The sequence below is a fragment of the Paenibacillus plantarum genome, assembly GCF_013141695.1.
Lineage (GTDB): Bacteria > Bacillota > Bacilli > Paenibacillales > NBRC-103111 > Paenibacillus_E > Paenibacillus_E plantarum.
In genome coordinates, this window is sequence record NZ_WHNY01000075.1 from 736,188 (window position 1) to 750,781 (window position 14,594).

12 protein-coding genes are annotated in these 14,594 nt (G+C 41.3%); all 12 read left to right on the plus strand.

The genetic code is table 11. The features are described 5' to 3' along the window. Positions 1 to 8: 8 nt before the first annotated feature. Complete coding sequence (gene recA / locus GC096_RS31560; protein ID WP_171635882.1) at positions 9 to 1,052, plus strand: recombinase RecA; 1,044 nt, start codon at positions 9 to 11, stop codon at positions 1,050 to 1,052. Between the two features lie 75 nt (positions 1,053 to 1,127). Then, positions 1,128 to 1,820, plus strand: a complete 693-nt coding sequence (locus GC096_RS31565; protein WP_171635884.1) for a regulatory protein RecX — start codon at positions 1,128 to 1,130, stop codon at positions 1,818 to 1,820. Between the two features lie 381 nt (positions 1,821 to 2,201). Further along, positions 2,202 to 3,743: a ribonuclease Y gene (gene rny, locus GC096_RS31570; RefSeq protein ID WP_056625130.1), complete on the plus strand. Its 1,542-nt coding sequence runs from the start codon at positions 2,202 to 2,204 to the stop codon at positions 3,741 to 3,743. Positions 3,744 to 3,835: 92 nt separating this feature from the next. Next, on the plus strand, positions 3,836 to 4,630 hold the full coding sequence (locus GC096_RS31575) for a TIGR00282 family metallophosphoesterase (RefSeq protein ID WP_171635886.1): 795 nt from the start codon (positions 3,836 to 3,838) through the stop codon (positions 4,628 to 4,630). A gap of 129 nt (positions 4,631 to 4,759) precedes the next feature. Further along, entirely contained in the window at positions 4,760 to 5,020 is a 261-nt protein-coding gene (locus GC096_RS31580; RefSeq protein ID WP_028558349.1) for a stage V sporulation protein S, read from the plus strand. Positions 5,021 to 5,161: 141 nt separating this feature from the next. Further along, positions 5,162 to 6,103: a dipeptidase gene (locus tag GC096_RS31585; RefSeq protein ID WP_171635887.1), complete on the plus strand. Its 942-nt coding sequence runs from the start codon at positions 5,162 to 5,164 to the stop codon at positions 6,101 to 6,103. A 209-nt stretch (positions 6,104 to 6,312) separates the two neighbouring features. Continuing rightward, complete coding sequence (locus GC096_RS31590) at positions 6,313 to 8,061, plus strand: 2-oxoacid:acceptor oxidoreductase subunit alpha (protein ID WP_171635889.1); 1,749 nt, start codon at positions 6,313 to 6,315, stop codon at positions 8,059 to 8,061. Further along, positions 8,049 to 8,915 (plus strand): 2-oxoacid:ferredoxin oxidoreductase subunit beta, encoded by an 867-nt coding sequence (locus GC096_RS31595; RefSeq protein WP_057315638.1) that lies wholly within the window; start codon positions 8,049 to 8,051, stop codon positions 8,913 to 8,915. Before GC096_RS31590 ends, GC096_RS31595 begins: the two co-directional genes overlap by 13 nt. Positions 8,916 to 9,012: 97 nt before the next feature. Then, positions 9,013 to 9,582: a phosphate propanoyltransferase gene (gene pduL / locus GC096_RS31600; protein ID WP_376769537.1), complete on the plus strand. Its 570-nt coding sequence runs from the start codon at positions 9,013 to 9,015 to the stop codon at positions 9,580 to 9,582. Positions 9,583 to 9,873: 291 nt separating this feature from the next. Continuing rightward, a complete protein-coding gene (locus GC096_RS31605; protein WP_171635893.1) occupies positions 9,874 to 12,306 on the plus strand; it encodes an EAL domain-containing protein in 2,433 nt (810 codons plus the stop codon). Between the two features lie 154 nt (positions 12,307 to 12,460). Then, complete coding sequence (miaB, locus tag GC096_RS31610) at positions 12,461 to 14,047, plus strand: tRNA (N6-isopentenyl adenosine(37)-C2)-methylthiotransferase MiaB (protein ID WP_171635895.1); 1,587 nt, start codon at positions 12,461 to 12,463, stop codon at positions 14,045 to 14,047. Positions 14,048 to 14,082: 35 nt separating this feature from the next. Further along, positions 14,083 to 14,547: a YlbF/YmcA family competence regulator gene (locus GC096_RS31615; RefSeq protein WP_056625149.1), complete on the plus strand. Its 465-nt coding sequence runs from the start codon at positions 14,083 to 14,085 to the stop codon at positions 14,545 to 14,547. Positions 14,548 to 14,594: the final 47 nt, after the last annotated feature.

The window sequence follows — 14,594 nt, forward strand, 5'->3', positions numbered from 1 at the left end:
TGGTCGTTTTGTCAGATCGTCGTGCCGCGCTAGATAATGCATTGCGTCAAATTGAGAAACAGTTCGGAAAAGGCTCCATTATGAAACTTGGAGAATCTACTCATATGCAAGTTGAAACGATTTCTTCGGGCTCGCTTGCTCTGGATATCGCACTTGGAATAGGCGGATTCCCACGCGGGAGAATTATTGAAGTTTACGGACCAGAGTCATCAGGTAAAACAACTGTAGCTTTACACGCGATTGCTGAAGTTCAAAGAGTGGGCGGACAAGCTGCCTTTATCGATGCGGAGCATGCGTTGGATCCTTCTTATGCAAGCAAGCTTGGTATTAATATAGATGAATTATTGCTTTCTCAACCAGATACAGGTGAGCAAGCACTTGAGATCGCGGAAGCACTTGTTCGTAGTGGCGCGGTAGATATTATTGTTATCGACTCCGTTGCAGCACTAGTACCGAAAGCAGAAATTGAAGGCGATATGGGGGATTCTCACGTAGGTCTTCAAGCGCGATTGATGTCACAAGCGCTTCGTAAGCTGTCTGGTGCTATCAATAAATCCAAAGTTATCGCTATCTTCATTAACCAATTGCGTGAAAAGGTTGGTGTTATGTTCGGGAATCCTGAGACAACTCCGGGTGGTCGTGCATTGAAGTTCTACTCTTCCGTTCGATTGGATGTTCGTCGTATTGAAACGATCAAGCAAGGCAATGACATGGTTGGTAACCGTACGAGAATTAAGGTCGTTAAGAATAAAGTAGCACCTCCATTTAAACAAGCTGAAGTCGATATTATGTACGGTGAAGGTATCTCACGCGAAGGTAGCATTATTGATATCGGAACTGAGCTGGATATCGTGAATAAGAGCGGCGCTTGGTATTCGTATGAAGGTGAGCGTCTTGGCCAAGGACGTGAGAACGCGAAGCAATTCTTGAAAGATAACAAAGCGATCTCCGAAACGATTGAACTAAGAATTAGAGAGAATAGTAACTTGATTAAAGTTGTTGGACCGAACACGGATGAAGAAGAAGATGAGTTGGAAACAGCTTTCGAATAGGTTTGGAAAATAGGATGGATGAAGCACCTTAACCTTGTGTTGGGGTGTTTTTTCTTCATTTGGGGGATTGTTGAGATGAATCACGAAGAGGAAGAATTACAAGTAATAACCAAAGTGGAAAAACAAAAACAAGGAAGACATCGCTATAACATTTATCTGAATGAGGAGTACGCTTTTTCTGTTCATGAAGATATTCTGATCAAGCATCGTTTGAACAAAGGAGAATCCCTGTATCAGCAAGTGATTGAAGCTATCATTTTAGATGAAGAGCGAAATATGGCCTATGTAAAAGCGCTCCATATGGTAGGGAGACGTCCGCATTCCCTCTCTGAGGTGAAACGTAAACTGAAAGAGAAAGGTTTTGAAGCGCCAATTATTGATTGGGCGAGTGACAAGCTTATTGAAAATAAATACGTCAATGATGAAGAATTCGCTAAGATGTGGACGGACAACCGGGTGATTTCTCAACGCAAAGGACGTAATCTGATTCGACAAGAACTTCAACAAAAAGGGATTCATCAAGATGTGGTTAAAAGTACCATGGAGTCAATAAATGCAGAGGATGAGTATGTCGGGGCACTGAAAATAGCGAGAACGAAATGGAAGCAAACTTCGGGAAAACTAATGGATAGAAAGCGTAAAACTGCGGCATTTCTAATGCGAAGAGGTTACACGGGGGCCATAGTTACTAAGGTTTTGGGGCTCATAAGTAATGAATCAGACGAGGAAGAGATGGAGTTTATGGAGGATGGATTCGAAGATAATTAATCACATTAATTAGTTGTGGAGAAACTTAATGACATTAACTATTTGCAAGTGTGTTTTGGGTCTAAATAATCAACTCTAGGACATTCGCTTGACAAGCTTCTTCGACAAAAGATAAAATAACAGTGTATATTTTCATAATGTATTCAAAATCATACTAATTTCATTGATTTTGAGAAGGCAGCTGTAAAAACCGCCAATTTTTACACTGTTGATTATGGATTATTAGCACTATGGTGCCCTAACGCACTGTGCGCATTCATTTAAAAGCCATACTCTTACATTTTAGGGGTATGTATGACTAGTCAAACAATTGAATCGGATTAAAAAACCGAAGGTACCCCAGGCTAACACCTTGGAGAAACCAACGAGGAGGTGAACAAGATGATGACTGCCATCTGGATCGCGATCATTCTCGTTGTTGGAGCTGCATGCTTAGGGATTGGTTATTTTATCCGTAAATCTCTTGCAGAAGCGAAAATTTCCAGTGCTGAAACAGCCGCTGAGCAGATAAAAGAATCTGCCAAAAAGGAAGCAGAAGCACTGAAAAAAGAAACGGTTCTGGAAGCAAAGGACGAAGTGCACAAACTACGATCCGAAGCTGAAAAAGACATTCGTGAACGTCGGAATGAAATTCAACGACAAGAAAGACGATTGTTGCAAAAAGAGGAATCGCTGGATAAAAAATTAGAGTCTCTCGAGCGTAAAGAAGAGCTAGTAGCCAACAAAGAGAAGCGAATCGAGGATACACAAACACAAATTGATCAGCTCTATAAAAGTCAAGTTTCCGAATTGGAACGAATTTCTGGTCTTACAATGGAAGAAGCTAAGAGCATCATTCTTACTAATGTAGAGCAAGAAGTTCGTCATGAAACTGCTCAGCTAATCAAAGAGATTGAACAACAAGCCAAAGAAGAAGGCGATAAGAAAGCACGTGAGATCATCACACTTGCTATTCAGCGTTGTGCGGCAGATCACGTAGCGGAAACTACGGTATCCGTTGTCTCGTTGCCTAATGAAGAAATGAAGGGTCGCATTATCGGTCGTGAAGGTAGAAATATCCGAGCATTGGAAACTTTGACCGGTATTGACCTTATTATTGATGATACACCTGAAGCAGTAATCTTATCTGGTTTTGACCCAATCCGTCGTGAAATTGCTCGCACATCACTTGAGAAACTTGTGGCGGATGGACGTATTCATCCCGCACGTATCGAAGAGATGGTTGAGAAGTCTCGCAAAGAAGTGGACGAACGTATCCGCGAATATGGGGAACAAGCGACGTTTGAAGTTGGGGTACATGGTTTGCATCCTGACTTGATCAAAATTTTGGGGCGCCTGAAGTTCAGAACAAGTTACGGACAAAACGTGTTGAAACATTCCATGGAAGTAGCGTATCTGGCTGGTTTAATGGCCGGAGAGCTCGGGGTAGACGTAACTTTGGCGAAACGTGCCGGGCTGCTTCATGACATTGGTAAAGCGTTAGACCATGAAGTGGAAGGGTCTCACGTCGAAATCGGTGTTGAGATAGGCAAGAAATACAAAGAGCATCCTATTGTAATTAATAGTATTGCCTCACATCACGGTGATGTGGAAGCAACTTCAGTAATTGCCATGTTAGTCGGTGCTGCGGACGCATTGTCAGCGGCGAGACCAGGTGCTCGAAGAGAAACGCTAGAAACGTATATTAAACGTCTTGAGAAGCTGGAAGAGATTTCAGAATCATTTGAAGGTGTTGAGAAATCCTACGCCATTCAAGCAGGTCGTGAAGTACGTGTCATGGTGCAGCCAGAGAAAGTGGATGACACTGAAGCGTTCCGTTTAGCCCGTGATATTACGAAGAAAATCGAGGGTGAACTCGATTATCCAGGACATATTAAGGTTACGGTCATTCGCGAAACTAGAGCAGTTGAATACGCTAAATAAGAAGCAAATGCGAAAAGTGGCTATTATAGCCACTTTTCCTTATTTTCAAGGCCGAATGGAATTGGGTCATATAAAGGAGCTCGTTTTACGTTATGAAAATTGTATTTATTGGTGACATCGTAGGTTCTGTAGGAAGAAAAGCATTGAAAAATATCATGCCAAGACTTAAGCAATTACATCCGCATGCTGTCTTCATTGCCAACGGTGAGAATGCAGCCGCGGGTAAAGGGATTACGCAAGCAATTGCCAAAGAAATATATGAAATGGGCATTCAGGCCATTACGATGGGAAACCACACATGGGATCAGAAAGAAATCTTCGATTTTATTGATCGTGACGATAAAATGGTACGTCCTGCGAACTTCCCGCCAGGTACGCCAGGCAAAGGTCATACAGTCATCAAAGTGAAGGACCAAGAACTTCTTATTATTAATTTGCAAGGACGAACATTTTTGCCGCCAATTGATTGTCCATTCCGTAAAGTGGATGACATATTGGAAGCTGATAAGAAAAAACACAAGTTTGTTTTTGTAGATTTCCATGCGGAAGCCACTTCGGAGAAAATTGCGATGGGTTGGCATTTGGACGGGAAGGTGTCTGCGGTCGTTGGCACGCACACACACGTTCAAACAAATGATAATCGTGTATTGCCTCAAGGTACTGCGTATGTGACGGATGTGGGGATGGTAGGGCCTCGTGATGGCATCCTAGGGGTAGAACGTAACGCAGTGCTTCAGAAGTTTAAGACGCAGCTTCCTGTTCGTTTCATTACAGATGAAGGCAAATGGCATTTTCATGCCGTTGTTATAGAATTAAACGATCAGACAGGTTTAGCTAAAGGGATTAACTTGATTAGATATGATGAAGATCAAGTATTTATGGATTAGTAGTAAAAACGATTAGTTGTAAAAATATTAGTGGTAACCGTATAAATGGGATGAGGTAGCATGTTTCGTATACCTCGTGAATATGATGGGTATTGGAAGCTATCCATCATTTCCGAGGAGGTACTATTCATGGATGTGTTAAAAGTTTCAGCAAAATCCAATCCAAACTCCGTAGCAGGTGCATTGGCAGGCGTATTGCGTGAGCGTGGAGCCGCTGAGCTTCAAGCAATAGGTGCAGGCGCATTGAACCAAGCCATCAAAGCAGTAGCTATCGCAAGAGGGTTTGTGGCGCCTAGTGGAGTCGACTTAATATGTGTACCAGCCTTCACGGATATCGTTATTGATGGGGAGGACCGGACAGCTATTAAATTGATTGTCGAGCCTCGGTAGACGGTAAGGCAACTGTATAAGTGTTGACTTTCATGACTGACAGCCAGTTAATCGAAATGTTATCACAGTACCTCTGAAACCTCTGTATAGAGGTTTTTGTGCTGTTTGGACATAAAGTGCGATGAGTGGAGGCGGGTTATAATGAAAATTGTAGATGGACATTGTGACGCACTAACGAAGTTATATCAGAATGGTAAACTGGATTTTAACCAGGATGTATTAGAATTGGATGTAAGCTATCCAAAACTGCAGCAGGCAGGTGTTAAAGTACAATGTTTTGCGATCTATCTTTCTGAAACGATTCCTAACCCTAGCTTTGAGCATGTTCTACAAATGGTAGATATTTTTCATCGAAAGATTATTAGCCACCCGCAAATGAGATTTATTCGAACGGCTTCAGATTGGTTAGATGTGGAGCAAAAGCAGGAGATTGGTGCTATTTTGACATTAGAAGGAATGGATGCGCTTGCTGGTAATCTAACCAACTTGCGAATTCTTGATTACTTAGGTGTTCGTTGTGCAGGGCTTACGTGGAACTACGCAAATTGGGCAGCGGATGGTGTCATGGAACAAAGAAAAGGCGGTTTTACAAAAAAAGGGAAGCACATGTTAAAAGAATTAGAAACTATGGGTATAATAGTCGATGTGTCCCATCTTTCCGTTGCAGGCTTCTGGGAACTAGTGGAGGTTTACAAAAAACCGTTTATCGCGTCACATTCAAACGCTTATCAGTTATGTCCTCATCCAAGAAATTTATCAGACGATCAGATTAAAGCTATCATACAATGTAAAGGTATAATGGGAATTACTTTTGTTCCTTACTTTCTGGAGAACATGAAAACGACAGTAGAGATTTCAGCGATTCTGAAACATATCGATCATATCTGTGCATTAGGCGGGGAGTCCCAAATAGGTTTTGGTTCGGATTTTGATGGGATTGAACAATGGGTAAAAGATTTAAGACATGTTGGAGATTACGGAAATATTATAGAAGCTTTGTGTAAAAACTATACAGAGTCGCAAGTGGAGGCGTTTTTGTATGGGAACTGGCGTAATTTCATGTTGCGGAACCTTCCGCAATGAATAAGTGGAAATCAATCTAATATTGATATGGATACAATCTAAAAACTCTATCTGTTAGAAACAGTGAAACCTCTTGCAATTTACTCTGTAAAGGCATAGAATTTGGATGACAAGTGAAAGAAATTTTTTATTGCACCATCTTAAATTACTAAACAATCAGCTTATCAAATTTTCTTCACGCAGCTACAATCAAAAGGAGTGGACGTACGGTGATTAGTCAGTTATCTTGGAAAATCGGAGGTCAGCAGGGTGAAGGGGTCGAAAGTACAGACCGCATTTTCTCTACTGCATTGAACCGTCTCGGTTACTATTTGTATGGGTACCGTCATTTCTCTTCACGGATTAAGGGGGGACATACAAATAACAAGATTCGCATCAGCACCAAACCGATTCGCGCAATCTCAGACGATTTGGATATTCTTGTTGCTTTCGACCAAGAAAGTATCGATTTCAACGCTCACGAACTTCGCGACAATGGTGTCATCGTTGCGGATGCTAAGTTTAACCCTGTTTTACCAGAAGGAATCAAAGCTAGATTGTTCCCAGTACCGATCACTGCAATTGCAGAGGAATTAGGAACTTCCCTATTTAAGAACATGGCCGCGTCAGGCGCTTCATGGGCTCTTCTTGGCTTGCCGATTGACGTGTTTAATAAAGCTGTTGAAGAAGAATTTGGCCGTAAAGGCGCAGCTGTCGTTGAGAAGAATATTGAAGCGGTTCGCAAAGGTGCAGAATCTGTACTTGAACTAGCTGGCGGACCTATCGCTGACTTCCAACTTGAGCCTGCAGACGGACAACAAAAATTGTTCATGATCGGAAATGATGCAATCGCTCTTGGAGCAGTTGCTGCAGGTTGCCGCTTCATGCCGGCTTATCCTATTACACCAGCTTCCGAAGTTATGGAGTATTTACAAAAAGTACTTCCTAAATTAGGTGGGACCGTTATTCAAACGGAAGATGAAATTGCAGCATGTACAATGGCTATCGGCGCTAACTACGCTGGTGCTCGTGCGCTTACAGCTTCAGCTGGTCCTGGTTTGTCCCTTATGATGGAAGCTATTGGCCTTGCAGGTATGACAGAGACTCCAGTAGTAATCGTTGATACGCAACGTGGTGGTCCAAGTACAGGACTTCCTACTAAACAAGAGCAATCTGATTTAAATGCAATGGTTTACGGAACGCACGGTGAAATTCCAAAAATCGTTCTTTCTCCAAGTACGATTGAAGAGTGCTTCTACGATACAATTGAAGCTTTCAACCTTGCTGAGCAGTATCAAGTGCCTGTTATTCTTATGACAGATCTTCAACTTTCACTAGGTAAACAATCAGCAGAAATGCTTGATTACAACCGCATCGTGATTGACCGCGGCACACTTGTAACTGAAGCACCTGAACAAGAGCCTAACCAATTGTTCAAACGTTATGAGTTCACGGAGAAAGGTGTTTCTCCTCGTGTAATCCCTGGCGTGAAGCACGGTATTCACCATGTTACAGGCGTAGAGCATGACCAAACAGGTCGTCCTTCTGAAAGCACTGAAAATCGTCAACGTATGATGGATAAGCGTCTTGAGAAGTTGAAACATATTCAAGTGACAGATGCTATCAAATTTGATGCTCCTCACGAGAATCCAGATCTTCTTATTATCGGTATGGGTTCAACAGGTGGAACAATTGATGAAGCAAGAAGTCGTGTTGAATTGGAAGGCATCAAAACCAACCACGCAACAGTACGTTTGATTCATCCATTCCCAGCTGACCAACTTCGTCCGCTTGTTGAAAAAGCGAAACAAGTTATCGTTGTTGAAAACAACGCTACAGGTCAATTAGCTGATCAAATTAAATTGCATGTTGGGCATGCAGACAAAATCAAAAACGTACTTAAATACAACGGTAACCCGTTCTTACCAGCAGAAATCGAACAAAAATGTAAGGAGTTGACTTTAGCATGGCAACATTAAAAGACTTTCGTAACAATGTAAAGCCTAACTGGTGTCCTGGATGCGGAGATTTCTCCGTACAAGCGGCTATTCAGCGTGCTTCAGCTAACGTTGGTTTAGAGCCAGAAAACTTAGCAATCGTTTCAGGTATCGGATGTTCTGGACGTATTTCGGGTTACATCAATGCATACGGATTCCATGGTATTCACGGAAGATCCCTGCCTATCGCACAAGGCGTGAAAATGGCTAACCGCGATTTGACTGTTATTGCTTCTGGTGGAGATGGAGACGGCTTTGCAATTGGTATGGGGCACACTGTTCATGCTATTCGACGTAACATTGATGTTACTTACATCGTAATGGACAACCAAATCTACGGTTTGACAAAAGGTCAAGCATCACCACGTAGTGCGGAAGGTTTCAAAACGAAAAGCGTACCATCCGGTACAATTGAATCCGCAATTTCACCACTTGAAATTGCAATGGCTGCAGGTGCTTCGTTCGTAGCACAATCATTCTCCAGTAACTTGAAACAGTTAACGGCTGTTATTGAAGCTGGTTTGAATCACAAAGGTTTCTCCTTGATTAACGTATTCAGCCCTTGTGTTACTTTCAACAAAGTAAACACATATGACTGGTTCAAAGAGAATATCGTTGATTTGGATGAAATTCCAGACTATGATTACACAAACCGTGTGATGGCGATGACGAAAATCATGGAAACAAACTCCATGTTGACAGGTATCATCTACCAAAACAAAGATAAAAAGAGCTATGAAGATTCCATTCCAAGCTTTGCTAAAGAAGGTCTAACGAAACAAGATCTTAAGCTTTCCGAAGCTGACTTTAGCAAACTGCTTACTGAATTTAAATAACAATTTCCTAAGAAGGCATACGGTGATATTCCGTATGCCTTTTTTGCTGAGCGGTAATACTGACAATTATGATCTATAAGAGAGGATGAATACTACCATGCCTATGATTCCTATTGGTGTTTCAGCAAGACATATACATCTATCACAAACTGATTTAGTTGCACTTTTCGGTGAGGGATATGAGTTATCGAATTTCAAGGATCTATCGCAGCCAGGCCAATTCGCAGCACAAGAAACAGTTGCTATAATAGGGCCGAAAGGGCAATTCGATAAGGTCCGAATTCTTGGTCCGATTAGACCACAAACGCAAATCGAGGTTTCGCGCACAGATGCTTTCACACTGGGGATCCATCCACCAGTGCGCGAATCAGGTAAAATCGAAGGAACACCTGGATTGCGTGTTATTGGTCCTAAAGGAGAAGTTACATTGGAGCAGGGAGTCATTGTAGCGGCGAGACATATACACTTTCATACCTCTGATGCCAACCAATGGGGAATTCAGGATAAACAACTTCTACGCGTTCATTTGCGGGGAGAAAGGCCATTAGTATTTGAAGATGTGATTGCCCGAGTGTCGGACCAGTTTGCGTTGGATATGCATATCGATACAGACGAAGGAAATGCAGCGGGCGTGAAGACAGGTGACAAAGCAGAATTGTTATTATAACATTGATTAATGACATTAATCATTTATGACGTTAATGTATACAATAAGAGTATCCTTTACAAAGATGTGTAAAGGATGCTTTTTTGCGCATTTTTTGCATGAAAATTACGTTGAGATGTAAGTTTTGCATTTTTCGAGTATTTTCGACGTAAACGTATAGAGGCACTAAGAAAATCATGGTAAAATGGTTTTTATTAGATTCTACATACATATATTTGCTTAGGCTTATCGAACGGATTCAATGCCTCCTGTAGATATCATGATCATTGCCTTAAGATAGGAGACATCCCTGTGGAAACGATCTCAAGTACGTATCACATCCCCTTTGTCATTTTTTCTATTCTCATTGCTATCATTGCATCATTTGCTGCGTTGGATCTCGGAATTCGAATCCATAAGGCCAGAAGTTCAGCGAAGCAAGCCTGGTTGGCAGGCGGTGCTTTTGCTATGGGAATGGGTATTTGGTCGATGCATTTCGTCGCGATGCTAGCTTTTCATTTATCTATATCTGTCACATACCAATTATCGACTGTAATCTATTCAATAGTTCCAGCGTTGCTTGCATCATGGTTAGCCTTATATATCATCAGCAGACCAGTAATGCGTAAACCACATGTGTTTATTGGAGCTACTTTTATTGCTACAGGAGTCGTATCCATGCACTACATTGGCATGGAAGCCATGGTGATGGGAGCAACGATTGAATATAATCCCTATCTATGGGCTCTTTCTGCCATCATTGCATACGTTGTCTCTTTAGTTGCACTCCTATTGCTATTCTCTGTAAAACAGAATGCCAGCTCACCTCGTATTCTGTTAAGGAAGCTAGTTAGTTCGTTGGTCATGGGCATTGCAATAAGTGGTATGCACTATACAGGAATGGCAGCAGCAACATTCAAGCATGATCATTCACAAATCGCTTCAGATCTTACGTTCGATACGAAATTGCTGGCCTATTTAATAGGTTTTGGCATTTTATTCATACTTGGACTAGCGTTCATCAGTACATTCATCGATAGACGTTTTGAAACACAGATGATGATGTCGGAGAAAAGATTCCGTTCCGTTGTTGAATCAGCTCATGATGCGATTATCTTGGCTGATCATAATCGCACAATTATCTCTTGGAATAAGGGTGCACAGCTCATTTTTGGCTATGAAGAACATGAACTCATTGGAGAAAGATTACATCGTATTTTCCCAGAACGGTTCTTTGCATCGTATAAAGAGCGATTAGAGAGTTTCCTAGCCAATGCCAATGGTGAAGTGGATGAACTTGGATTGACTTATGAATTAATAGGGTTACGTAAAGATCAAATTGAGTTTCCGATTGAACTTTCACTTGCCGTGTGGAAAGAAGAAGGCAGCACATATTTTAGCTGCATAATTCGAGATATCTCGGAAAGAAAAAGGACAGAAGAAAAGATTAATCAGATGGTGTATCGTGATCCTTTAACAGGTTTGCCAAATCGGCTTTTATTAAATGATCGTCTGGATCTAGCTTTAGACCAAGCGTTTGAAAATCAACAAAGCATGGGGATCATGTTTATAGATTTGGATCGGTTTAAATTTATTAATGATACGCTTGGCCATGCTATGGGGGATAAATTATTGATTGAGGTCGCGAAGCGGTTCGAAGCTTGCATCGGTAAAGGAGATACGGTATCTCGGCAAGGTGGCGATGAATTTATTATTCTTTGGGCACATACAACTGCTGAAGAGATGATAAAAAACGCGAATAAAATTGTTCATATTTTCTCGCAATCTTTTACCATCCTGGAACACGAATTATTCGTTACGCCTTCCATTGGTATTAGTCTCTATCCATCTGATGGAGGGGATATCGATACGTTAATTAAAAATGCAGATACCGCGATGTACCGTGTGAAAGAACAAGGTAAAAATAACTTTCAGTTTTATACACCAGAGATGAATGAAGCGGTCACCAAAAAAATGCAAATGGAAATTGGGCTGCGCAAAGCATTAGAGCGAAATGAATTTAAAGTTTTTTATCAGCCGCAGATTGATGTGAATACGGGGAAGATTACTGGAGCAGAGGCATTGATTCGTTGGCAGCACCCTGATTGGGGGCCGATATCACCAGCAGATTTTATTCCACTAGCAGAAGAAACCGGACTAATTATTCCAATTGGTGAATGGGTGCTAAATGAGGCTTGTCGCCAAAATAAAGAATGGCAGAACCAAGGCTATGCACCGTTTCGTATCGCTGTAAATATATCATCTAGGCAATTTAAGCAAAGTAATTTAATCGAAATGGTAAGTAAAGCCTTAGATGAGTCTGGGTTAGATCACCAGTATCTAGAACTAGAGTTAACAGAAAGTATTATTCAAGATGCCAAGTACGCCATTGAGACTATGCATAAACTAAAAACGATGGGGATCTTTTTATCGATCGACGATTTTGGAACGGGATATTCATCTTTGAATTATTTAAAGTTGTTCCCTATTGATAGTTTAAAGATTGACCAATCGTTTACTCGAAATATGTTTGAGGATGCGAAAGATGCTGCACTCGTACATACGATCATTTCAATGGCACATAATTTGGATCTAAAGGTCATAGCAGAAGGAGTAGAAACAAAGGAGCAGCTTCAATTCCTACTACTCAAAGAATGTAATGAAGCGCAAGGGTATTTATTTAGCCGCCCATTACCTGCGCAGGAAATGACGGGTATCATTAAGCAACAATATACATTTGGGTAAAAGTGCTTTCAGAGCCTTCTCTTTGGAGAAGGTTTTTCTCATTAATTTGAAAAGGAAGCCAATATGGATATACAGGTATCTTTTGTGCTATAATTTGATATTGGGTTAATACAAGTTAGAGCAATATTTATAGATAAAGGGAAGTGAGTTCATCATGTCAAAGGAGAACCAAAATACATCGGACTTAAAATCCGACAAGGTTAAGGATTACTCCAAATACTTTGACTTCTCGGATGCGAAAGTGTTAAGCCAAGAAGAGGGCAAAACGACTTATCGAATTAAAGGTAGAAATATCCAAATTAATTCTGCGCCTAATTACAAGGATGAGAAGCAACGTGGTAAAGAGGACATTCAGGTTCATTACGATTTTGCGATTCCAGAAGATATGCAAGAGTTTGGTAAAGACAAATATTATTTAATCACAACTTATGGATGTCAGATGAATGAGCATGACACCGAAGTCATGAGAGGTCTTTTCGAGCAAATGGGTTATACGCCTACGGAAGACAAGCAGGTCGCAGACGTGATCCTACTCAATACGTGTGCGATTCGTGAGAATGCGGAAGACAAGGTGTTCGGTGAACTGGGTCATTTGAAGACGCTGAAAGCACAGAAGCCAGGGCTTATTCTTGGTGTATGCGGTTGTATGTCGCAAGAAGAGTCCGTGGTTAATCGCATTATGCAGAAACATGCATTTGTCGATATGATTTTCGGCACTCATAATATTCATCGCTTGCCTAGCCTATTGAAAGATGCCTTTTTCAACAAAGAAATGGTTGTGGAGGTATGGTCAAAGGAAGGCGATATCGTAGAAAATCTCCCCAAAAAACGGGAAGGTATCCGTGCTTGGGTTAATATTATGTACGGCTGCGATAAGTTCTGTACCTATTGTATTGTGCCATATACACGTGGTAAAGAACGAAGCCGTAGACCGCAGGACGTCCTGGCAGAAGTCAGAGATCTGGCTCGTCAAGGCTTTCAGGAAATTACGCTACTTGGACAGAATGTCAATGCCTACGGCAAAGACTTTGAAGATATAACGTACACGTTCGCTGATCTGATGGATGATATTCGTAAGATTGATGTTCCACGCATTCGTTTTACAACCTCTCATCCGCGAGATTTCGATGATCGTTTGATTGAGGTATTAGGGAAACGTGGCAATCTCGTTGAGCACATCCATTTACCTGTGCAAGCTGGTAACACAGATGTTTTAAAACGGATGAGTCGGAAGTACTCGAGAGATCATTATTTGCAACTTGCAAGTAAAATCAAGGCAACGATGCCTGATGTCGTATTAACGACAGATATTATCGTTGGTTTTCCCGGCGAGACGGATGAGCAATTCGAGGATACGATGACGCTGTACGAGGAAGTAGGCTTTGACTTTGCATTTACGTTTATCTATTCACCGCGAGTAGGTACGCCTGCAGCTGAGATGGAAGATAATGTCCCGATGGAAGTGAAGAAACAGCGTTTATATAGATTGAATGAGTTAGTAAATAAGCTGAGTAAAGATAGTAATGAACGTTTGCTAGATCAAACTGTCGAAGTTTTAGTAGAAGGCGAGAGCAAGAACAATACAGATGTGCTTGCTGGTCGTACCCGGACGAATAAGCTAATTCACTTCACTGGAGATCCATCCTTGATAGGTCAAATGGTTCATGTCAAAGTTACACATGCACAAACTTGGATATTGAAAGGTGAGATTGTACATAAGCCTCTTCAGATGTCTGTATAAAATTACGAACAGGATAAATAGGAGCGTGTTAAGAAATGTCCCAATGTGATCATGCACATGATGATAACCAGCCTCATGCATTTCAAGTAGAGGAATTTACGAATACAGAAATGATCGTCCGCGAAGATATTCTGGCGAAAGCGAAGGAACTGGCTGCGTTGCTTACAACTTCCAATGAAGTTCAGTTCTATCAAAAAGCGGAAAAGCAAATTGCAACGAATCCTGATATTCAAGGTTTGATTAGTGCGATTAAGAAGAAGCAAAAAGAGATAGTTGCTTTTGAAACGTTCCAAAACAAGAAAATGGTGGAAAAAATCGAGAATGAAATCGAAGTTCTGCAAGATGAATTAGATGGCATTCCCATTGTGAATGAGTTCAAGCAAACCCAAGAAGATATCAACTATTTACTTCAATTGGTAATGTCCGTAGTCAGAGACACGATTTCAGATAAAATTAATGTTGAAGCAGGCGCGGCAGAAGCACCAACTTCGTGCGATTAATTTTGACATGTAAATAAGAAGGAAATCGCCCTCAACGAGCAGTTTAA